19 protein-coding genes and 2 pseudogenes are annotated in these 21,030 nt (G+C 44.7%); 10 read left to right on the plus strand and 11 right to left on the minus strand.

The genetic code is table 11. The annotated features are described in order from the left end of the window. Positions 1-45: 45 nt before the first annotated feature. Positions 46-663 carry a protein-methionine-sulfoxide reductase heme-binding subunit MsrQ gene (msrQ, locus tag VTH8203_RS16280; protein WP_096994618.1) on the minus strand — a complete coding sequence of 206 codons (618 nt, stop codon included), beginning with the start codon at positions 661-663 and terminating at the stop codon, positions 46-48. Beyond that, positions 660-1,664 (minus strand): protein-methionine-sulfoxide reductase catalytic subunit MsrP, encoded by a 1,005-nt coding sequence (msrP, locus tag VTH8203_RS16285; protein WP_096994663.1) that lies wholly within the window; start codon positions 1,662-1,664, stop codon positions 660-662. The genes msrQ and msrP overlap by 4 nt, the downstream gene beginning before the upstream one ends. Positions 1,665-1,847: 183 nt before the next feature. On the opposite strand from msrP, the pseudogene VTH8203_RS16290 reads away from it, so the two are divergent. Both VTH8203_RS16290 and VTH8203_RS25130 read left to right on the plus strand, forming a co-directional pair. After that, a pseudogene (locus tag VTH8203_RS16290) lies at positions 1,848-2,830 on the plus strand (permease). Between the two features lie 230 nt (positions 2,831-3,060). Then, positions 3,061-3,258 (plus strand): hypothetical protein, encoded by a 198-nt coding sequence (locus VTH8203_RS25130; RefSeq protein ID WP_167385833.1) that lies wholly within the window; start codon positions 3,061-3,063, stop codon positions 3,256-3,258. A 95-nt stretch (positions 3,259-3,353) separates the two neighbouring features. Here the strand turns inward: VTH8203_RS25130 and VTH8203_RS16300 are convergent, their stop codons facing one another. Continuing rightward, complete coding sequence (locus tag VTH8203_RS16300) at positions 3,354-4,673, minus strand: glutathione synthase (RefSeq protein WP_096994619.1); 1,320 nt, start codon at positions 4,671-4,673, stop codon at positions 3,354-3,356. A 399-nt stretch (positions 4,674-5,072) separates the two neighbouring features. Between VTH8203_RS16300 and ahpC (VTH8203_RS16305) the strand changes: the two genes are divergently transcribed. After that, complete coding sequence (gene ahpC, locus VTH8203_RS16305; RefSeq protein WP_096994620.1) at positions 5,073-5,630, plus strand: alkyl hydroperoxide reductase subunit C; 558 nt, start codon at positions 5,073-5,075, stop codon at positions 5,628-5,630. A gap of 234 nt (positions 5,631-5,864) precedes the next feature. Here the strand turns inward: ahpC (VTH8203_RS16305) and VTH8203_RS16310 are convergent. Then, positions 5,865-6,068, minus strand: a pseudogene (locus VTH8203_RS16310) (transposase); the annotation flags it as partial. Between the two features lie 177 nt (positions 6,069-6,245). On the opposite strand from VTH8203_RS16310, the gene VTH8203_RS16315 reads away from it, so the two are divergent. Next, positions 6,246-6,809, plus strand: coding sequence for a prephenate dehydratase domain-containing protein (locus VTH8203_RS16315; protein WP_244181240.1), 564 nt, complete (start codon positions 6,246-6,248; stop codon positions 6,807-6,809). 41 nt (positions 6,810-6,850) lie between these two features. Here the strand turns inward: VTH8203_RS16315 and VTH8203_RS16320 are convergent, their stop codons facing one another. The 4 genes from VTH8203_RS16320 to VTH8203_RS16335 form a co-directional block, all read right to left on the minus strand. After that, a complete protein-coding gene (locus tag VTH8203_RS16320; RefSeq protein ID WP_096994621.1) occupies positions 6,851-8,437 on the minus strand; it encodes an acyl CoA:acetate/3-ketoacid CoA transferase in 1,587 nt (528 codons plus the stop codon). Positions 8,438-8,537: 100 nt separating this feature from the next. Beyond that, the gene (locus tag VTH8203_RS16325; protein WP_096994622.1) at positions 8,538-9,473 is read right to left on the minus strand and encodes a LysR family transcriptional regulator; all 936 of its coding nucleotides are present in this window, start codon (positions 9,471-9,473) and stop codon (positions 8,538-8,540) included. Then, entirely contained in the window at positions 9,470-10,102 is a 633-nt protein-coding gene (locus VTH8203_RS16330; RefSeq protein WP_096994623.1) for a response regulator, read from the minus strand. The genes VTH8203_RS16325 and VTH8203_RS16330 overlap by 4 nt, the downstream gene beginning before the upstream one ends. After that, on the minus strand, positions 10,099-11,484 hold the full coding sequence (locus tag VTH8203_RS16335) for a cache domain-containing protein (protein ID WP_096994624.1): 1,386 nt from the start codon (positions 11,482-11,484) through the stop codon (positions 10,099-10,101). Before VTH8203_RS16335 ends, VTH8203_RS16330 begins: the two co-directional genes overlap by 4 nt. A 213-nt stretch (positions 11,485-11,697) precedes the next feature. On the opposite strand from VTH8203_RS16335, the gene VTH8203_RS16340 reads away from it, so the two are divergent. The 5 genes from VTH8203_RS16340 (at position 11,698) to ahpF (ending at position 17,369) form a co-directional block, all read left to right on the plus strand. After that, on the plus strand, positions 11,698-12,771 hold the full coding sequence (locus VTH8203_RS16340) for a TRAP transporter substrate-binding protein (protein WP_096994625.1): 1,074 nt from the start codon (positions 11,698-11,700) through the stop codon (positions 12,769-12,771). 94 nt (positions 12,772-12,865) lie between these two features. After that, complete coding sequence (locus tag VTH8203_RS16345; RefSeq protein WP_096994626.1) at positions 12,866-13,423, plus strand: TRAP transporter small permease subunit; 558 nt, start codon at positions 12,866-12,868, stop codon at positions 13,421-13,423. After that, a complete protein-coding gene (locus tag VTH8203_RS16350) occupies positions 13,410-14,795 on the plus strand; it encodes a TRAP transporter large permease (RefSeq protein WP_096994627.1) in 1,386 nt (461 codons plus the stop codon). The genes VTH8203_RS16345 and VTH8203_RS16350 overlap by 14 nt, the downstream gene beginning before the upstream one ends. Before the next feature lie 201 nt (positions 14,796-14,996). Further along, on the plus strand, positions 14,997-15,554 hold the full coding sequence (gene ahpC / locus VTH8203_RS16355) for an alkyl hydroperoxide reductase subunit C (RefSeq protein ID WP_096994620.1): 558 nt from the start codon (positions 14,997-14,999) through the stop codon (positions 15,552-15,554). Between the two features lie 222 nt (positions 15,555-15,776). Then, a complete protein-coding gene (gene ahpF, locus VTH8203_RS16360; protein ID WP_096994628.1) occupies positions 15,777-17,369 on the plus strand; it encodes an alkyl hydroperoxide reductase subunit F in 1,593 nt (530 codons plus the stop codon). A gap of 114 nt (positions 17,370-17,483) precedes the next feature. Here ahpF and VTH8203_RS16365 read toward each other — a convergent pair whose 3' ends face one another. Next, on the minus strand, positions 17,484-17,942 hold the full coding sequence (locus VTH8203_RS16365; RefSeq protein ID WP_096994629.1) for a bactofilin family protein: 459 nt from the start codon (positions 17,940-17,942) through the stop codon (positions 17,484-17,486). Next, positions 17,846-18,946 (minus strand): M23 family metallopeptidase, encoded by a 1,101-nt coding sequence (locus VTH8203_RS16370; RefSeq protein ID WP_096994630.1) that lies wholly within the window; start codon positions 18,944-18,946, stop codon positions 17,846-17,848. The genes VTH8203_RS16365 and VTH8203_RS16370 overlap by 97 nt, the downstream gene beginning before the upstream one ends. An 817-nt stretch (positions 18,947-19,763) precedes the next feature. Here VTH8203_RS16370 and VTH8203_RS16375 point away from each other — a divergent pair. Next, positions 19,764-20,237 (plus strand): peptide-methionine (S)-S-oxide reductase, encoded by a 474-nt coding sequence (locus tag VTH8203_RS16375; RefSeq protein WP_096994665.1) that lies wholly within the window; start codon positions 19,764-19,766, stop codon positions 20,235-20,237. A 13-nt stretch (positions 20,238-20,250) separates the two neighbouring features. Here the strand turns inward: VTH8203_RS16375 and VTH8203_RS16380 are convergent, their stop codons facing one another. After that, positions 20,251-20,913 (minus strand): NADPH-dependent FMN reductase, encoded by a 663-nt coding sequence (locus VTH8203_RS16380; RefSeq protein WP_096994631.1) that lies wholly within the window; start codon positions 20,911-20,913, stop codon positions 20,251-20,253. Between the last annotated feature and the right edge of the window lie 117 nt (positions 20,914-21,030).

Consider the following 21,030-nt stretch of genomic DNA (forward strand, 5'->3'; position numbering starts at 1 on the left):
ATACTTTGGTTGCTTACACAGCTTAGTCTAAGAATAGTAAATCGTTCAACTGGATAGTATTTTTCGACATACTCGCTGTTTCAACGTCTTCCAACGAGCGAGAAGTAAACCAATGGCGATCACAATGTAGATAGTGGGCTCCGCCACTTCGGATTTTACCGACCAATAAAAATGAATCGGTGCCAAGATGGCAGCCAAGTAGACCCAGTTATGCAGCTTCTGCCATCTTGCGCCCATTTTACGTTGTATTGATTGAGTGGAGGTGACCGCCAGAAGCAACAAAATCACCCATACTGCCGCGCCGACGGTGAGATATGGACGTTTAACGATCTCAGAGGCTAATAAGCGCCAATCCAACCCTAAATCGAGTGTCGCGAAGGCAACCAAATGAAGCACCGCCCAAAAGAAGCTGTACAGCCCCAAAAGTCGTCGTACACGAACAAGCAAACCTTGTTTCGTCCATTTTGCAAAAGGAGAAACCAGCAAGGTGAGAAACAAGGTATTCAACGCGCTAATACCGGTGTAGTGGATGATGCCTTGTACCGGGTCGCCACCTAAGTTATCGGTGTTAATAGCAATGACAAGCAGCGCTAAAAATGCCAATGATATTGCGTGGATGACGACTTTTAGCGCGATGATCGCTTTTGGCGTTAGCTTTCTCAATAGAACTTCCTCAGATCCATATTTTTGTATAGATGCGCCACTTCTTCTTCATAACCGTTGAACATGAGGGTTGGCTGCCTGCGTGTACTGAGGACACTACCTTCTCCGATGAAACGTTCACTGGCTTGACTCCAACGTGGGTGGTCGACATTAGGGTTCACATTGGCGTAAAAGCCATACTCATTAGGAGCCAGACGATTCCACGTTGTTGGTGGCTCTTGGTCGGTGAGACGAATACGAACAATCGATTTGATGCTCTTAAATCCATATTTCCATGGCACAACCAGTCGAAGTGGAGCGCCATTTTGTGGGGCGAGTGTTTTGCCGTATAAACCAACCGAAATCAGAGTTAGAGGGTTCATGGCTTCATCAAGGCGAAGTCCTTCGACATAAGGGTATTCAATGCTACTAAATGAACCTTGAGCCGAGAATTGCTTAGGATCGTAGAGGGTTTCAAAAGCAACATATTTGGCACTGCTTTTTGGGTCGGCCATTTTAATGATGTCCGCAAGTGGGAAACCAATCCAAGGAATGTTCATAGACCATGCTTCGACGCAGCGAAGGCGATAGATGCGCTCTTCTAACGTGAATTTACTAAATATGTCGTCATAGTCGAGTTTCATTGGGTTGTTGACCAGCCCGTCGATTTGCACAGTCCATGGGTCTGCCACAAACTCCGACGAGTTCTTCGCAGGGTCGGATTTATCAGTACCAAACTCATAGAAGTTATTGTACTTCAGAACCTTACTTTCTGGCGTTAACGAAAGGTCGGCTTGGTATTGTTGTGGTTTAGTGGCTTTGAGATCAATTCGACTATCAGTGACGGGTTTCTCATCGGAAGAAAAGATATCCAGTATGCCCGCTTGGGCATTAGCCGCGATAGGCATGCCGACGACAGCAATACCGAGCTTCTTTAGTATGTCTCGACGCTCTTTGTAGACAGACTCTGGCGTTGCTTCGTTTTCAGACAGAGCCCAGCGATGATTCTTTTTGATCCACATAATCTTCCCCGAATGTGATTCACGTTTTAGTAAACAGCAAATTGGTGATACGTTGATGAGAGCAGACCGTAGCAATATCAATTCTATTTCATCAAAATCAAAAAGATACGCATTCATAAAAAATGCATCCTTTTTGTACGCCCAAACGTGTTGTAAATAGAAACACATTTCAAGGGCACATCAATGTTGGATGCATTCACTTATTTTGCCGATTGGTTGAGCTACTCGATCATGGGGTTCAAACCTGACACTCCTGTAGGGACAGGCGTTCATTTCTTTATTGAAGATGCCAGCAAGATTCTCGTTCTATTGATGGTTGTTATTTACGTTATTTCGTATCTAAGGGCGAGTTTGAGTGTTGAGAAAGTTCGAGACTACTTGAGCGGCAAGAACCGCGGTATGGGTTACGTTTTAGGTTCTTTGTTTGGAGCGATAACGCCGTTTTGCTCTTGCAGTTCTATTCCTTTGTTCATGGAGTTTGTTTCTGCACGGATTCCCATTGGGATTACGATTGCTTTCTTAATTACCTCTCCCCTTATTAATGAAGTCGTGGTGATTATGCTCGGGAGCATTTTAGGGCTCAAATTTACGGTGATGTACGTCGCGATTGGGATGTTATTAGGTATTTTGGCTGGCATGATCGTCGATTTCTTCAAGGCTTACCGCTGGCTACAACCGTTTCTTGCCAGTGCTTATCTTGACGACCAGCACAATCACAAACAGAACACAGTTGTCGCGCCCTCGACCTTGAATCATCGACAGCGACATACCTTTGCAATGAACGAAACAAGGACGATTGTTAAGCGTATTTGGAAATGGGTGATTATCGGTGTTGGTATTGGGGCGTTTATTCATGGTTTTGTTCCCGCGCAATGGTTTGAACAACACTTATCAAATGGTCAATGGTGGACAGTTCCATTAGCGACACTCACGGCTATTCCGATCTACACCAACGCTTCAGGTGTGGTGCCAATAATGGCTTCCTTGATTCAAAAAGGAATGCCTTTAGGAACGACGTTGGCTTTTTGTATGGGGCGGTAGCCGTGAGCTTGCCGGAATTTATGATGTTGAAGCAAGTGATGCAATATCGCTTTCTAGGGTTGCTTGCAGGATATCTACTGCTTGCTATCTCCGTTTTGGGGTGGCTGTTTAATGCGTATTACTGATTTTATTGATTGGAGATGATGATGAAAATAATTCAAGTATATGGCTCAGGGTGTAACAATTGTGCGGTTACTGCGGAACGTTTTACGCAGCTCGCGAGAGAGCTCGGGCAAGAGGTGTTTCTTAAGGTGATGAGTAACAGCCAGAAGTTTTGCTCTCTAACCGATGGTAAAGCATGGCTGTTTAAGGTCACCAAAAATCATTTCATTGGTAGGCTACGAAAAAAATTGAATTGGAGGATATTGGCGACCATTACACCTCTGATACTTCATTGCCTGTTATGACTCAATTGCAAACCTGTTTGCCGCGTATTTTGCCCAAACTATCGGATGACGACCGACACATTATCGAAATGTGCGATTTGAATGGTTTACCTCAACTTGACTACGCCCAAAAATACGGTCTAACGTTAGCGGCGACCAAAGCGTGACTGCGCCGCGCTCGTATCGAGTTGAAACAGAAACTAGTCAAAGAGTGTCAGGTAGAACAGGACACCTCTGGCGTGTGTAACTTTAAACGCGCTCACTAGTCGTTATAGGCGAGTGAATCAAGGACACCAAGTCCACTGTGCACTCCGCCTTCGGTGGTCGTTGCAGCTTTACTACGAACCAAGTAACCAGCGTAGCCATTGTCAGCAGTGGCGGGGGATCCTGACATATGTACGGTAAATAGGCCGATTTCGTTAATCAGGTCATGAACAACATGTGGTTCACCATCCCGGACAACCAGCGCGGGTATGGCTCGTGGTGTGGGATGGATTCTTCGCATTAACGCCCAAGTAGGGTATTGCTCGGGTGTGAGAGTCTTTAACTTATATGGAATTTCCTTATCAAAAATACAGTGCCCACCCCCTTCTCCTTGGTTTTTTAATACCCAATTGCTAACGTCGTCAGCTTGAATGAAATCATAGCTTTTTGCGTCGATAGGTCGCATATCTCCGAGCAATGGTTGAATCATCTTTGCTTCTTGCTCGGTCAATCCAAAAGTGAGTAATTGTTCGGCTGTCATTGAGGTCAATAGGGTTTGAACTCGCTTGCTGGTGGCTAATTGTTGACTCACCGTCGCGTTGACTGCGACACGATGTTGCTCAATAAAGATGCGCGTTTTCATTAAAGTGTCGCAGCATTTTTGTTGATCAATATCCTCCGCAAGGTAATCACAGTATTGATAGCCCGCTCTTAAATACACCGTATCGATGCCACCGACGCCTTCCAACACTAATCGGTCGTTGTCTCCAGTGGAAAGTGCTCGGTGAAGTTGTTTGAAAGTACGTCGGTACGTTTCAATGCCTAAGAGATGCAGTTGTTTCTCCAGTAAATGCTGGTCAAAGATATTGTCTTCATTTTCTTGGACAACCATCAAAAATTTCGTTGGTCCTGGTTCGTTACTGTGTTTTTTGATGGTGTTTGCAGCGAAAACGATGCCTTGAGCCAGTCTCGCAATCGCAGGGTTAGGAATTAACTCAAGTGAAGACGTCTGGCTCCATTTCGCAAAGGTCTGGTCCTGCTGAGTTTGCAGGTATCGATGAAGCTCATGGGCTCGTTGTCCAAATGGACCCATACCCGCAGCGATACCGTTAAATTCGATAAGTTGAGGCCCAAGTCGAGCATCGTCCATAAAATCGGTACGCATAATTAACAGTGGTGTTCTCAGTGCCTTACCAGACTCGTGGATAGCTTGATGCATATTGAGTAATTCGTGAAAAAAGGCATCGTCGGCCGCGACAGGTTCAATGGCCTTACGCAAAAAGTGAGCATCACTTGCGACGGCGCTGAGTAACTTACCAAAGATCGGAGCCGCCTTGATTAACTGGTCAAACCGAGCCTTATTGTTACCTTTAATCAGTGCTCACAAATCACATGACATATATTTCTGTAATTGTCGAAATATTAGCTATAACACTTCTGATGTCAACAAAAATTGAAGCCATCTCTCGTAGAGGTTTGCAAAGAAAACTGACGAACAACAATAATGGAAATACTCAAAGTTACTGACCCTCGCTTTCTCTATTTGGATTGAGAGGTGGACGGATGACGTTGGGTGTTGTGTACAGACCCTACGTTCTATCCCTGATACCCATATTGTTTTAAGCGGCGTTGACCATCAAAGCTGTTTGATAGATTTTACCAATCGAATAGATAGGGAAGGACGAATTTTCAAAATTGTGGCCGTATAGCAATATAGTCCCATCAGCGCAGAACAGCGCCACACTAATTAATACGACTACATTGAGAGAGTAAAGCTATGATCAACACGACTATTAAGCCATTTTCAGCAACTGCATTCAAACAAGGCGAATTCGTAGACATCACAGAGCAAGATGTGAAAGGTAAGTGGGCAGTATTCTTCTTCTACCCAGCAGACTTTACTTTCGTTTGCCCAACAGAGCTCGGTGATTTAGCTGACCACTATGCAGAGCTACAAGAGCGCGGTGTAGAAGTTTACTCAGTATCAACAGACACACACTTCACACACAAAGCGTGGCATGACAGCTCAGACACAATTGGCAAAATCAACTACTACATGGTTGGTGACCAAACAGGCACAATCACTAACAATTTCGGTGTAATGCGTGAAGGTCAAGGTCTTGCAGACCGCGCGACTTTCCTAGTTGACCCAGAAGGTGTTATCCAAGCAATGGAAATCACAGCAGAAGGTATTGGCCGTAACGCAGAAGACCTAATGCGTAAAGTAAAAGCAGCACAATACGTTGCCGCTCACCCAGGTGAAGTTTGCCCAGCTAAATGGAAAGAAGGTGAAGAAACACTAGCGCCGTCTTTAGACCTAGTAGGCAAAATCTAAGTTAGCTCTAGCGGCAAACTTGTTTTAGCCATAAAAGAAATATGAGTCCGTGTAACAGGTTCCAATATTGCATCTCGATATTGGGACCTGTTTTTATTGGAACTGAATGAACATTGCTCGAGGCTGTCAGTATTGAGTTGAATAGCCGCAAAACACTACAGGCATCACAGCGGATAGGCAATTATTTAGTAAAATAACTGCTAAGGTAGATGGCCAGGGTGACCGCATGATTGTCTAGTTTTTCATCACCTGACTAAAACCAGCCCTTAATACAGCCTCTAGCATCGATGTATTTATCATGCAGCGCTTTTGCTTACCAACAATGCTTAGCTTGGTTGGCTCTTCTCGGAGCATGTTCAAACTCATATGACGTAAGCATGATAGATTCTCTGCACCGTGATCTTTGTGTATCTAGCACGCATCTTCATTCATGGTGACCGCTTGAAAATGTACTTTGAAGTGGTCAATGTGCATAATACTCTCCCTAAAAAGGGAGTATATGATCACAGCTAAATATGATCGTCAAATCGATCGTAATTTTGTTTAAAAACCTTCGCGATCTCACCCTGTGCTATTACCCAACTCTTCTCTAAACAACCGAATTTGGTAGCGCCTGTGGATTTTTCAGGCACCCCTAGTAACACGCTTAAAATGGCCTTTGAACATGGAGGGTTGGCTTTTAGTACTGTAGAGAACTCAACCATTGATGGACGATTGGTACAGGCGACGGTCGAAGCATTCCAGAACTATAAAGTCGTTGATGTAAAAGGCTTTATCACAACACCAATAGAAATGTGTGTTTTGATGAATAGTGACGACGTGAAAACCAAACAGCCAGTTACGTTAATTGCCTCTCACCCTGCGGCCTTAAAACAAATTAAGACTTGGAAACGTCAAGTAGGTGCCAAAGAACTTGCTGTTCCTGAAGGGACGGCAGCGGCGGCAAAGCAAGTTGCTGAACGTCAGCTTCCTTTGGGTATTGCCGCCATAGGGGCTTGTGTACTTGAATCAACGTATCCTAACTTAACGGTTGTGGAAAAAGGCGTACAAGACAACAAAGATAACAAGACATCATTCCTATTGATGGACGTAACAAAGCGCACCACACCAATATCCGAAGAAGAGGCTAGAATGGCATTAACTGCGGCTATTGAAAGAGGGAAAGAGCTAAATAACTAGCTCTGGTGAATAACCAGTGAAAGGGGCGAGCACGCTAACTTTCACTGGCCTGCATCGCCTAGCTTGGTTATTTTGACCTGGAAGTCAGGCTTAAATATGGCTGAATCCATCGTAGTGAGGGATGGACTAACAACAGGGTCGAAGTCCATATATCGAAGTATATCTCGTTCTAACTCGATGCCTGGAGCGATTTCTATTAGTTCCAGTCCTCCCTCTATTAAGCGAAATACGGCTCTTTCAGTGATGTACATTGCTGGCTTGTGGCTTAACATAGCTTGTTTGGCGCTAAAGGTAATCTGTTCTACTTGGTTGATGAACTTTCTTTGTCGTCCTTCTTTAACAATAGTTAACCTTTGGTCATCGACGGAAAGTTGCAGCCCTTGAGCGGTAAAGGTGCCGCAGAAATAGACGTTCTTTGCATTCTGAGTGATATTAATAAAACCACCGCATCCGGCGATTTTGTTACCAAATCGAGAGACATTGATATCGCCATGTTGATCGCATTGGGCTAAGCCTAAAAATGCTTGGTCGACACCACCACCATCATAGAAATCAAACATCTGATCTTGTGAGATGATGGCTTGGGGATACTTTGAGGCACCAAAATCTAGCCCACTTTGCGGCATTCCTCCCACAGCTCCGGGTTCCACGGTAAGAGTAAATTGGTCGAGTATGCCAGCTTGCGTGGCCACTTTTGCGATATATTCTGGTGCTCCAATACCCAAATTAAGGATGGAATCAGCCTCCAGCTCTAACGCCGCTCGTCGCGCAATGATGGTTTTTGCATCAAGCAGATTATCGTGTTGAGGAGAGGGTGATGACGCGCACTTTTCTGGTGTATTACGGCCTACGAACTCTGAATTCATAATCGTCGCGAAGGTTTGCATGTGTTCACTTAGATCGTGGCAAACGACAATGGCATCTACAAAGATTCCAGGAATTTTAACGGCATGAGGATCAAGTTTACCTGATTCAACCACCTGTTTTACTTGCACAATGACCTTGCCACCACCGTTCTTAGCGGCCTGTGCCGCTGCCAAGCTTTCAACGATTAGGCATTCATCTTCCATAGTGATGTTGCCGTTTTCATCAGCCGTAGTGCCTCGCAGGATTGCGACATCGAGAGGAAGCTTTTGGTAAAAAAGATATTCTTCGCCGAGTAATTCAACGACTTGCACCCAGTCTTTTTGAGTGGCTGAGTTGACCTTTCCACCTTCTACTCTTGGATCGACAAATGTGCCGAGCCCAACTTTGCTCAAGGTTCCTGGTTTTCCGGCTGCGGTATCTCTTAATAGATGTGAAATGACACCTTGTGGAAGGTTGTAAGCCTCGATGAGATTATCGACGGCAAGCCTTTGTAGTTTAGGAACTAGCCCCCAGTGTCCACCTATGGCTCGCTTAACCAGACCTTGCTGAGCCAAGTGATTCACGGCTCGATCTTTGCCATCGCCTTGTCCGGCGGCAAAGACCAAGGTCAAATCTTTAGGGTGTTGGCAGTGAGCAAATCGTTCACCAATGGCGCGTTCGATCGCTTCCGGGACGACACTGCCGATAAATCCGCCAAGGAGCACCGCGTCTCCATCATGAACCCAAGTTGCAGCTTGTTCGGGAGTTAATTGCTCGACCACATCAACCTTCCTTATTGACTGTTTGACTCAAACGATGGCTTCAGATTAGATCGAGAGCTCATTGTTGTTAACTGCAAATAAAGAGATTGTGTATTCCAATTTAGGAACAATGGAGTTCTTTGACGCGTTTGTAGAGGTACTGTTTGAAACCGGCACAACGCTCTGGCATTGGTGAGCGTGGCCGGAAAAACAGGTCAATATCAAAACTGGCACATTGATAATCTTGCATGATGTGTTGCAGCTCTCCCTTTGCAATCTTATCGCTGACAAGAGAATGGGGCAGGTAAGCGATTCCAGCGTTCTCTAGCGCAAGGTCGAGCAACATTTCACTGTTATCACACTCAAGAGTATCTTTTATGGTGACCATTTCAGTGGTCCCATTTCGTTGAAAGCACCACTTGTTTTCACCCACTAAGGTTTGTGCATATAGGCAGCGATGTTGGCTCAGTTCATCAGGAGTTTTTGGGATCCCATGGGTGATTAGGTAATGCGGTGAGGCGCACAAATACAGAGGTTCACGCAGTAACTTTCGACGTATCAACAGTGAATCTTCCTCATGTTCTCCTTGGTAACTGGCACTGGCGCGAAACGTAAAGTCGATATTTAACGGGTCAAAACTCCCTGCCTCGATAAAAATCTTAAAGTTCACTTGAGGATGCATCTCAATATATTCCGCGACTATTTTGGTCAGATATTGCCGAGCGAACAGCGGTGTGGATGAAAGTTTTATTTCACCGCGCTGTTCCTCTGCAAAGTTTTGTACTTCTTCACATAAACTGCGCAGTTCTGGTAAGAGCGGAGAAAAGCGTTCAAAGAGCATCTGGCCTGCTTGAGTGGCGGCTATTTGACGCGTACTTCGCTTAACCAGTTCAACCGACATCGCTTCCTCTAGTTCTTTAACCCAGCGGCTCCCTGCTGCTGTAGAAATCCCTTGTTGCAAACAAGCTTCTTTGAAAGACCCGCAACGAATAACGGCACAGAAGAACACTATTTTATCTAAGATAGGCTGTCGACTTGAAAGCAAATCATAGCTCATTCGTTAACCAATCCTTTTTGCAGTGCTAGTTTGACTAATGCCGCGGTCGACGTTGCGCCAAGTTTTTTCTTAATGCGTAATCTGTGGGTTTCCACTGTACGTACGCTAATGTGCAGTGTCTGCGCGATATCTTTATTACCTTGCCCGTTGACGATGGCTTTTAGAACATCGGATTCTCGGTTGGTTAAGGTGTCATCTTTGGGCTTAGGTTTGTCATTAATCTGCTCAAGTAATCGATCTGATGCTTGTGGGCAAAGGTATGATCGGCCATTGGCGACTTGATTTATGGCCATAACGAGTTCTTCCGAGCCTACGTCTTTAAGGACATAACCCTTTGCTCCCGCTTTCACTGAGCGAATAACATAGTCTCTGCTGTCATGCATGGAGAGCATAATCACAGCGGTACTTGATTGTTTTTTTTCTAGTTTTTCAAGCACTTCTATACCATTAAGACCAGGCATATTGATATCAAGCAATAACACATTTGGCTTGAGTGCCATGGTGCTCTCCAACGCTTCATGTCCGGTGCCGACACACGCAAGAATATCGAAGTTGTCTTCACGCTCTAGGCGTGACCTTAGGCCATCTTGCATTAATCGATGATCATCAGCCAATACCAGTTTAATCATATTACCTCCATATTTAGGGTCGCTCGTACTTCTGTACCTTGCCCTTGCTCACTGGTGACAGTAAATGAGCCACCGATTGCTTGAATCCGTTCTTTCATGTTTTGTAGTCCCATATGTTCAAATATTGGTTGTGCTCGCTTGTTTGATTTAAGCTTTTTGGCCGGAATACCAATCCCATCGTCACTGACAGTTAATATCAATAAACGGCCTTCCCTTTGCATGATGACATCGACACCTTGTGCTTTGGCGTGCTTTTCAACGTTGTGCAACGCCTCTTGGACGACTCGATACAGGGTTGTTTCGACCTCTGGTAACAAATCCTCTCCCTCAATATCATGTTCAAACACTAACTCTAGCTGGGTTCGCTGGCGCAGTTCGTTGATGTAGGCTTCGATGCCGGCCACCAATCCTAAGTCGTCTAGCTGTGGGGGGCGAAGATCACGAGAAATCCGTCTTAGCTCGACGATCGCTTGTTCCATCGCATTTTTGCTTGCGCTTAATTCGGCCTCTTTTTCAACGTTATCGTTTTCTTTGGTGACATTTTCTAGACGGTATTTAGCCGCGACCAACAGTTGGTTGACGCCATCATGCAGCTCTCGTGATACTCGGCTTCGTTCGTTTTCCTGAGAATCGATAATTTGCTGATTTAAGACACTGAGTTGCTGATTCGCTAAGCGGCGTACATTAAGGTTCAGGGAGGCTCCGAGCATGGCAATCACCGAAACGGCAATAAAAACCAAACCAAATAGGGCTGTGCTGGTTTTCCCGACACTTTGGTCAAAACCATTTTGCATGTGAGTCACTTGTGTTTCGATATCATCAAGATATACCCCTGTGCCTATCATCCATTGCCATTTGTCGAGAGACACCGCATAACTCAGTTTGGGCAACGGCTCTTTCTTTGATGGTTTGTGCCATAAATAGTCAACAAACCCGCCGCCGCTCTTGCCTACTCTTATTAATTCTTGAAGTAGCTTCTTACCCTGTACATCCTCGACATTCCACCAGTTCTTGCCGATTCGATTTGGTTGATAAGGCAGTACCAACGCATCGCCATCCCAAGTGTAAGCAAAGAAGTAACCATCGTTGCCATATGTGAGGCTGCTCAACTTTTCAGCAACAATTTGCTTCGCCAACTCTTCGGTCAATGATGGATTACGATAGTAAGGTTCGATGCTTTTGAGTGCCATTTCTACGTACTGTTTGAGTTCTTGCTTTTTAACGGCAAGAACATTGCTTCTCGTCAGGGCTACCTGTTCTTCCACTAACTGTTTTGCCTGAGAGAACATGATACTAGCAACAATTCCTACCACGATTATCAATGGCATTATCGAGAGGAGAATGATGTTGAACGTGAGCCTTCGGTTACCGACAAGTCTCATTTAGCCTTCCATTTGTGTACGTAGTTTTACTGAAACTTTATTTGGGAAACTGCATTAACTACCGACTAAATTTGCGCAATTTCGCCAATAGAGAGTAATAAATATCACCACTAGACTGAGCTCTAAATGTAACATCGTATTAACAACTTTCGCAATGCGATGTTCACATTTCTCACTATTAACAAGGAACTCAGACTAACAAGGAACTCTGTTATGAATCTTAAGAATGTTGCCATCGCTACCTCATTGACGTTGTCTGCAACTGCGCTTTCCGTGGGTGCTCAGGCAGCAGACAAAAAAGTCTTGCTAAAAACACCGATTGCGTTTGGTAGCCACTTACCGGCTTTGGGGACGCCCATTCAATGGTATGCCGACCACATTACTAAAACCTCTGGTGGCACTATCAAAATGAAGATTTACGAGCCGGGTAAGTTAGTTAACCCAGCAGAGATTTTGGATGCGGTTTCTACAGGTAAAGTGAACTCAGGTTATTCAACAGCTGGTTACTGGCAGGGGAAGTTACCCGCGTCGGCACTCTTTTCAGCGGTCCCGTTTGGTCCAGAAGCTGGGGAATATATGGCTTGGTTATACTTCGGCAACGGATTAAAGCTGTATCAAGAGATGTACGATCAAGGTGGTTATAACGTGAAAGTCATGCCGTGTGCGATCATCTCGCCAGAAACATCGGGATGGTTTCGTAAACCTATTGAAAAACCTGAAGATCTTAAAGGTTTAAACATGCGCTTCTTTGGTCTTGGCGCATCAGTAATGGAGAAGCTCGGTGTCGGTACGGTACAGCTGCCAGGGGGAGAAATCTTTGGAGCGTTAGAGAAAGGGGCGATTGATGCATCAGAGTTCTCTCAGCCAGCTATTGATCAGCGCTTAGGGTTCCACAAAGTCGCCAAATACAACTATTTCCCGGGCTGGCACCAACAATCAACGGTGTTTGAGCTTCTCATTAATAAAGATACATGGAACAGCATGAGTGACACTCAGCAGTCTGCGGTGGAAACCACCTGTATGGCGACCATGACCTACTCGATTGCTGAGGGGGAAGCACTGCAATTTGCCGCGATGGAAAAAGCCAAAGAAAACGGTGTAGAGATCCGTTATTGGAATGAAGAAATGCTGGGTCTATTCGAAAACACATGGCTTGAAGTGGTTGAAGAGAAAAAGGCGGCAGACCCGTTCTTTGAAAAGGTATGGAGTGACTTAAGCACTTTCCGAGAAGGCTACGCTTTATGGTCGGCAAATGGCTTTTTACCGCGTGAAACACAAGGTCAGTAATCGTTCGTGATGGGCGACCATGCCCAGTGATGTTTATCTCACTGGGTCTATTGGTCGACGCACTATGGTCGGCTTATGTTGTAAGGAGCAACCCATGAACAAAGAGTTATGTTCTACCCCAACCATCCCTATGTACTCTCATATTGAACGTTTTATTACCTTAATAAGCAAAGCGCTTGCTTGGGCCAACCTTGTTTTGGTGGCGGTGATCATCACTCAGGTGATTCTTCGCAAAGTGTTTTCCAATGGTCAAATTGCCCTAGAAGAATTGCAATGGCACCTGTACGCGACAGCCGTTATGTTTGGCGTTGCCTATGCGCAGATTTCCAATCTTCATGTTCGAGTGGATTTGTTTTACCACAAATTTTCTGAGCGCACTAAAGCTTGGGTCGACTTATTCGGCTTACTCTTTTTGGCTATACCATTTGTGCTGATCGTTATTCTACACGCTTACGATTTCGCTTATGAATCTTGGCGGGTTAATGAAAGCTCGGCCTCCCCATCCGGTCTGCCTTATCGCTGGTTGATCAAAAGTGTGATTCCATTGAGCTTTAGCTTATTGCTCCTGTCGATGGTGGCACGAATTCTTCGCAGTCTAGAGACCATATTTACTGGAGAATCCTCGAAAGGAGCGAATTATGGAAGCAAATGAATGGATGGTCATCGCCATGTTTGGCTCGTTTATCCTGCTGCTGTTTACCGGCATACCTGTGGCTTATGTGCTTGGTGGGATAGGTGTAATTTTTGCGGCCGTTGGATATTTTGCCGATTTATATTTGGACACTTTTACAGGGCTTGATTACACCAGTTTAGGGTTAGTGGTCAACCGTATCTATAAGGTCATGGACAACTGGATCTTGGTCGCCTTGCCCATGTTTATATTTATGGGAAATATGCTCGATAAATCGGGTATCGCGGAAAAGCTGATGACTTCGATGCAAGCCCTGTTCGGTAAAGTGCACGGTGGATTAGCTATTACAGTCATGGCTATTGGTATCATACTGGCAGCTTCCACCGGCATTATAGGGGCCTCTGTGGTACTGCTGACGGTGATGTCGTTGCCTAGCATGATGCGTCAGGGTTATCACTTGCCGTTGGCGTTGGGCACGGTTGCCTCTGCAGGCACCTTGGGAATATTACTACCCCCTTCAATCATGTTAGTGATCATGGCAGATCAGCTCGGTTTGTCCGTCGGTGATCTCTTCATGGGAGCCATTATGCCGGGACTGCTTCTTGGCAGTTTGTATATCTTATACATACTGGTGGTAGGAAAAATGAATCCTCATAAAGCGCCGCTGCCGGAAGATATCGAGCCTGTCGATTGGCGTTTGATTCTTCAAGTATTTAAAGATATTACCCCTACCGTCATGCTGATTTTTTGCGTGCTCGGCTCTATTTTTGCGGGTATTGCAACACCAACAGAAGCCTCTGGTGTTGGTGGCTTGGGGGCAACGCTGTTAGCAGCGTACAACAAGAAGCTCAATCTAAAGGTACTCAAAGAAGTGTTATTGGCGTCGTATGGTACAACGGCGTACATTTTCATGATTTTCTTGGGTGCGTCCTGTTTTGCTCTAGTGTTGCGTGAGCTCGGCGGTGATGAGTTAATTGAGTCGTTTTTAAGCGGTTTACCATTTGGTCCATATGGCATCATTGCGTTTATTTTATTCATCGTGTTTTTGTTAGGGTTTTTCCTTGATTGGATTGAGATCACTTTGATTGCACTGCCACTATTGGCGCCTGTCATCGCCAGCTTAGGGATTGAGTTAGATGGACACGGTGTGGTGGATAACCCTAGCTTAGTATGGTTTGTGATGTTAGTGGCTTTGGCGTTGCAAACAAGCTTCTTGACCCCGCCAGTTGGTTTCGCACTCTTTTACTTGAAAGGCGTTTGTCCAAACGAGGTGGCACTTAAAGATATTTATCGTGGAGTGGTGCCCTTTATCGCTATCCAGCTAATCGCCCTAATCTGTTTAGTCGTTTGGCCACAACTGGTACTTTGGTTCCCAAGTGTAGCCTATGGCTAGTGCTGTTTGTGATGCTTTAATAAGCCAGCTCGATAGAGTTGGCTTATTATTTTTACCCTGCGGCATACTTTGATAGGAAATCCCTATCAAATAGATAGGAAAGGACGAATTTTAAAAAATACGCTCTCATTGCAATATACACACATCGGCGCAGGACAGTGCTAAAACAAACAACACGAACACTTTGAGAGAGTAACCACTATGATCAACACAACTATCAAGCCATTTTCAGCAACTGCATTCAAACAAGGCGAATTCGTAGACATCACAGAGCAAGATGTGAAAGGTAAGTGGGCAGTATTCTTCTTCTACCCAGCAGACTTTACTTTCGTTTGCCCAACAGAGCTCGGTGATTTAGCTGACCACTATGCAGAGCTACAAGAGCGCGGTGTAGAAGTTTACTCAGTATCAACAGACACACACTTCACACACAAAGCGTGGCATGACAGCTCAGACACAATTGGCAAAATCAACTACTACATGGTTGGTGACCAAACAGGCACAATCACTAACAATTTCGGTGTAATGCGTGAAGGTCAAGGTCTTGCAGACCGCGCGACGTTCCTAGTTGATCCAGAAGGTGTTATCCAAGCAATGGAAATAACAGCAGAAGGTATTGGTCGTAACGCAGAAGACCTAATGCGTAAAGTGAAAGCAGCACAATACGTTGCCGCTCACCCAGGTGAAGTTTGCCCAGCTAAATGGAAAGAAGGTGAAGAAACACTAGCACCATCTCTAGACCTAGTAGGCAAAATCTAAGCTAACGTTTAAGCCCAAATAAACACTAGCTTAAGCGGAATATCGAGTCCGTGTTGCACGCCCCGCAGTCACTTTAATGGCTTCTACCATTAGCCGTTAACAGTGGGGGCGTACATCCTTAAACCATCATGTTAATAATCAAGCATCAAAAGGGTCCCCTTTTTATTTCTCCCTTTTTTAATTCCTTCTGATGTTAAGCAGTCTTATAGAATAGGTATCAGTATGTTAGATCAAGCAATGAAGCAGCAGTTAAAAGCGTATTTAGAAAACGTAAAAACCCAAGTTCAATTAGTTCTCAGCCTTGACGATAGTGATACTGCGAGCAAAATCGAGTCTCTTGCTAATGATATCGCATCATTAAGCAGCAAGATCGACCTAGTTCGAGATGATTCTGCAAGCACACGTAAGCCAGTGATGCGCGTAGTTAACCCAGAGAAAGGCACAGCAATTGGTTTTGCAGGTTTGCCAATGGGCCATGAATTTACCTCACTTGTGCTTGCTTTGTTGCATACAGGTGGTCACCCAATCAAACTAGAAGCAGAAACGATTGAGCAAATCGCAGCGCTAAACGCGCCACTTGATGTTGAGATTTTCATCTCATTATCATGCCAAAACTGTCCAGAAGTCGTGCAAGCGTTCAACATGATGGCAGCGATCAACCCATTGATTAACGTGACGATGATAGACGGTGCAGCGTTCCAAGACGAAGTGAAGCAGCGTGATATTATGGCAGTACCAAGTGTTTTCATTAATGGTGAGCTGTTTGGTCAAGGTCGCATGTCACTCAATGAAATCCTAAATAAAGTCGATACAGGTGCTGCTGAGAAAAAAGCTAGCCAACTTAATGATACCGCACCATTTGACGTTCTTGTCGTAGGTGGTGGTCCTGCGGGTTCTTCTGCGGCAATTTATGCAGCTCGTAAAGGTATTCGTACTGGTGTTGTTGCTGATCGCTTTGGTGGTCAGGTAATGGATACGATGGCAATCGAAAACTTTATCTCAGTAAAAGCAACCACTGGCCCGAAATTGGTGGCAAGCCTTGAAGAGCATGTCAAAGAGTACGGTGTTGAAGTGATTACTGAGCAGCGTGCGGCAACGATCATTGACGCTCAAGATACCGAAGATCGTTACACACATGTCTTGTTAGAAAGTGGCGCAGTATTGAAGGCTCGTTCCGTGATTACTAGTACTGGTGCACGCTGGCGTGAAATGAACGTACCAGGTGAGCAAGAATATCGTAACAAAGGTGTGGCTTACTGCCCTCACTGTGATGGCCCACTATTTAAAGGCAAACGTACCGCGGTTATCGGTGGTGGTAACTCTGGTATTGAAGCGGCCATCGACCTTGCGGGTATTGTGGAACACGTAACGGTTCTAGAGTTTGCTGATACACTTCGCGCTGACCAAGTACTTATCGACAAAGCAAACAGCATGGCGAATATCGATATCATCACAATGGCACAAACGACAGAAGTTTTGGGTGATGGTACATGTGTTACAGGTCTTGAATATAAAGATCGTAACACGGATGAAATTAAACGTATTGAACTCGCTGGTATCTTTGTACAAATCGGCCTCGTCCCTAACAGCGAATGGTTGAAAGGCACAAAAGTGGAGTTATCACCTCGTGGAGAAATTCAAGTAGATGCTCACGGCGCGACAAGCATGAAAGGTGTGTTTGCAGCAGGTGACGTGACAACCGTTCCATACAAGCAGATCATCATTGCAATGGGTGAAGGCGCAAAAGCAAGTTTGGGCGCATTTGATTTCTTGATTCGCAATCCGGCTCCTGTGAAACAAGCTGAAACGGCTTAGGGTCAAATAAGTTATCTTCGTAGCGCTGTTCTCAACCGAGAGCTGCGCTTTATTTTCGTTACTGAGCAAAACACTCTGCAAAAACCATTGACCTGATCTTTATTATGTTAATCACTAAGCTGTTTTCTTTACATCGCCCGAGTTACTTTGGTCATCAAGCTTTTCAATTGCGTTTTCGTCAAAGGGAGGCTCAGCTAGCAAAGTCTCGTCATTAGCCCTATTTGGCAATTCTATCGTTTCTCCAAAGAATTGCCCACCTTGTTCAATGGTGAGGTTGTTACTATAAATTTTGCCTCGAACTCTGCCCATTGAGAGGATTTGAATTTGATCAACATAGCAATCGCCCTCAACAGTGCCGTTTACCACCAAAGTTTCGGCAGTAATGTTACCGCTCATATACCCAGATTTTGCTACCGTTAATGTACCTTCAACCGTGATAGTTCCTTCAACGCTGCCGTCAATCTGAATGTTACCTTCTATTTTGAGTTGTCCGTTAACATTACACCCTCTGGCGATGAGTGTTGCAGCCTTTGCGCGACTCTTTGTTCGACTACTGTTATTAAAGATTCCCATTTTATTACACGTACCTCTGTTAAGATATGTTCAAATTTATTCATATTCCATTCGACGAATGGCTTCGGGTCAAGTGCTCGACCAAGAAAACGAACCTCATAATGAAGGTGTGGTCCCGACGAGAGGCCAGTGTTTCCTGAAATGGCGATCAAATCGCCCTTTTGAACAAACTGACCTACCTTCACATTGAAACTATTTAGATGTGAATAGGAGCTTGAAAAACCGAATGAATGCTGAACCCTCAGAAAGTTTCCCAAACCTTTATTGCTCTTCTTTGTTGCTTCAACTACTCCATCTGCTGTCGCATAAATCGATGTTCCAACGTTTACTGCGAAGTCCAATCCTCGATGCATCTTGAGCTTTTTTGTCACAGGATGGACCCGCTCACCAAATTGTGACGATATTCGACGTTCCCCAACTGGTGAACCACTAGGAATCTGAGTAAATAATTCCTTTCTGACATTATAGTAGATGGCTGCGGTGTCCAAGCGAGACTCCAGCGCCTGTCCCTCGTTTGGTTGAGAAACTCCTAAAACCAATTCCAAATCAGACAGGCGATCAGAAACCAACGCAATGTGTTCTTCTCTTTGGGCTAGATCGTTTTCCAATTCCCGCTTTAAGCTGTTTAAGTCAGCTAACTGGTCTTCCTTGCTTTTGGATTCGATTAACAATGCTCTCTGCTTATCTTGAGCATTATCAACGACTTCAATCAGCTGCTGAATTTCCGATTCTTTGATGTATAAATTATCTTCGAGAGTATTGTTTAGCTCTCGCAAGGCCTCGACTTGTCCAGCAAGCGATCTTGATTCAGTGACTGCGTGTTTTTGTCTCGTCTGTTCTTGTTCTAAAGCTTGGACCAAAAGGTGGATAAGTGCGCCACCTCCCAGAACGGCGACGATGTTAATGCTGATCAACCCTTTTAAACTTCTGCAAATCCATTTGCTTAGTTGCCAATGCTTTGAACCGCTGACGGTTGAAATGGAGATTGTTAATTTGTCTTTCATCTCTGCAATTATTCATTTGTTAAATGTTTCGATGACGATAGTTTCATCCCCCTGATGTCAAACGCATCCTAATTCAATGACCACAGCGTCAAGGCATTAATTACGCTCCGTATCTGCTCTCTATAGCTGTGGTCTTTCAGAGCTAGGATTATTATCTTCTTTTGGTTAGGCGCATTTTTGTACAGACGCCGCAACTCCATGACGATGATAGCTATAACAGCTGACAAAGATACTGAGTCCACTATGAAACAGCTCCTCACCGATTGAATGAATAAGTACTACTTTACAGACATCATATGGTTGTAAGCTTTACGTCCCAAAAGTAATTAATTACGATGATCACAACGGCTTATGTTAATTATCTATTCCGTAAATCATTTGTTGATATTTATATCAATAAAAATCATTTATTACAAAGGAATTCACTATTTGTTAACACATGTCAGACCTTTTTTGAACATAACCAATTTGGTGATAGGAACGACGTCTTAATAAAAGCTTGCTACGGTTGTTATCTTAATTGACTCGAATAACATAAAGTATTCTCGCGCTTGTCATCAGGGTGAGTGGTTACAGTATGAACAATCGAATTCTCGGTAAAAACTCAGATATCTAACCAGTAATTTGATGCCAATATAGCTTTATTCAATAATCAGTTGCAGGATGTTTTCATGACTATCTCAGGTTGGCCCGATATTAAAAATATCTGGGTTGAAGAGTGGTGGGTCTGCATTGCTTTAACAACAAGTTGGAGCTGATAGCGGTAGAAATCTGCTAGAGTAACCAACGATTCGGAATGCGGATGATTGAGTTTACGATGCAAGAGATAGTTTTCGCTGGTGGCTGCCTTTGGGGTGTTCAAGAGTTTATGCGGCATTTGCCCGGAGTCATACATACTGAGGCGGGCAGAGCCAATGGCAGTGAAGATACTACGCAGTGTGATTACGATGGATACGCTGAGTGCGTGCGAACTCAATTTGATGCGAGCCAAGTGTCAATTGAGCAGCTTATGGATTTCTTTTTTGAAATCATCGACCCCTATAGTTTAAACAAACAAGGGATTGATGTGGGAGAGAAGTACCGCACTGGAGTTTACAGTGTAAACCCAGAGCATCTTCAGCGAGTGAGAAACCATATTGATAAGCGCTCTGATGCATATAAAATCGTGGTCGAGGTGTTGCCGCTTAGTAATTACGTCAAGAGTGATGATGAACATCAAGATCGGCTCACGCTTCACCCCAATGATTATTGCCATATACCCAAGGCGATTTTGCATAAGTACAAAAAATAGCCTCAAGTGCTGACTATTTTGGCGCGTTCCTCTGTGAAGGATCGCGTTGAAATGCCTGAATAAGTTCGGCTGGATCGCTGGCGCTGCGCTGAACTTTGGCACCTTCCGCCCACCAAATAAGCTGAGCTAGCGTTCGATTCATATAGCTATCCCACTCTTGTTGAGATGCTTCGTTTAGCACCTCACCTTTTTCATTGAATACGCTAGCAGCATTGGGAATATGAATCATGGCAGAGACGGGTAAACAGCCTAGTTCAGAGAGAAACGTTCGCATTGAAATGGCTGCTCTAGCACCGCCCCATTGTCCTGCAGAGTAGGTCACAATCGCACTGGGTTTATAAGAAAATAGCGAGCTGCCAAAATGGTTAAGCAAGTGTGCAAGTGCTGGACTCATAGAGTGATTGTACTCGGGTGAAACCATCACATAGCCATCAGCTTGCTCAATCTTCGCTGCCAGTTGCTTTAGGTCTTCTGGCACTTTACTTCGGCTGTAAGCAAATTCAGGTTTAAAAACCGCATCGAAACTCAAAGTAAGAGGGTCGATGATTTCCACATCAACCTCGGGATAAAAGCGCATTAGCAGAGACTGACACGCGTCACTGACTCTTGCGCCCAGTCGTGCCGGGCGAGGTGGGGTACTTTCTCTTACAGAGCCAAGAAAAATCAATAATTTCATTATCTAGTAGTTTCCGAATTTGTCTGAGGCTGTGCGTTTTAGCTTAAAGGGTCTGGATTTTGTTGCAATGAGAAGTCACAAAAAAGGGGCGTTTGCCCCTTTCTGATTCGGATGATT

This window comes from Vibrio thalassae, assembly GCF_900089835.1.
Lineage (GTDB): Bacteria > Pseudomonadota > Gammaproteobacteria > Enterobacterales > Vibrionaceae > Vibrio > Vibrio thalassae.

Excerpts from the sequence above, each read along its gene's own strand:
- VTH8203_RS16375 (WP_096994665.1), top strand. The coding sequence starts at position 19,764 with ATGCAAGAGATAGTTTTCGCTGGTGGCTGCCTTTGGGGTGTTCAAGAG.
- VTH8203_RS16345 (WP_096994626.1), top strand. The coding sequence starts at position 12,866 with ATGAACAAAGAGTTATGTTCTACCCCAACCATCCCTATGTACTCTCAT.
- VTH8203_RS16350 (WP_096994627.1), top strand. The coding sequence starts at position 13,410 with ATGGAAGCAAATGAATGGATGGTCATCGCCATGTTTGGCTCGTTTATC.
- VTH8203_RS16325 (WP_096994622.1), bottom strand. The coding sequence starts at position 9,473 with ATGAGCTATGATTTGCTTTCAAGTCGACAGCCTATCTTAGATAAAATA.
- msrP (WP_096994663.1), bottom strand. The coding sequence starts at position 1,664 with ATGTGGATCAAAAAGAATCATCGCTGGGCTCTGTCTGAAAACGAAGCA.
- VTH8203_RS16335 (WP_096994624.1), bottom strand. The coding sequence starts at position 11,484 with ATGAGACTTGTCGGTAACCGAAGGCTCACGTTCAACATCATTCTCCTC.
- VTH8203_RS16380 (WP_096994631.1), bottom strand. The coding sequence starts at position 20,913 with ATGAAATTATTGATTTTTCTTGGCTCTGTAAGAGAAAGTACCCCACCT.
- VTH8203_RS16340 (WP_096994625.1), top strand. The coding sequence starts at position 11,698 with ATGAATCTTAAGAATGTTGCCATCGCTACCTCATTGACGTTGTCTGCA.
- ahpC (WP_096994620.1), top strand. The coding sequence starts at position 5,073 with ATGATCAACACGACTATTAAGCCATTTTCAGCAACTGCATTCAAACAA.
- ahpF (WP_096994628.1), top strand. The coding sequence starts at position 15,777 with ATGTTAGATCAAGCAATGAAGCAGCAGTTAAAAGCGTATTTAGAAAAC.
- VTH8203_RS16370 (WP_096994630.1), bottom strand. The coding sequence starts at position 18,946 with ATGAAAGACAAATTAACAATCTCCATTTCAACCGTCAGCGGTTCAAAG.
- VTH8203_RS16330 (WP_096994623.1), bottom strand. The coding sequence starts at position 10,102 with ATGATTAAACTGGTATTGGCTGATGATCATCGATTAATGCAAGATGGC.
- ahpC (WP_096994620.1), top strand. The coding sequence starts at position 14,997 with ATGATCAACACAACTATCAAGCCATTTTCAGCAACTGCATTCAAACAA.
- VTH8203_RS16365 (WP_096994629.1), bottom strand. The coding sequence starts at position 17,942 with ATGGGAATCTTTAATAACAGTAGTCGAACAAAGAGTCGCGCAAAGGCT.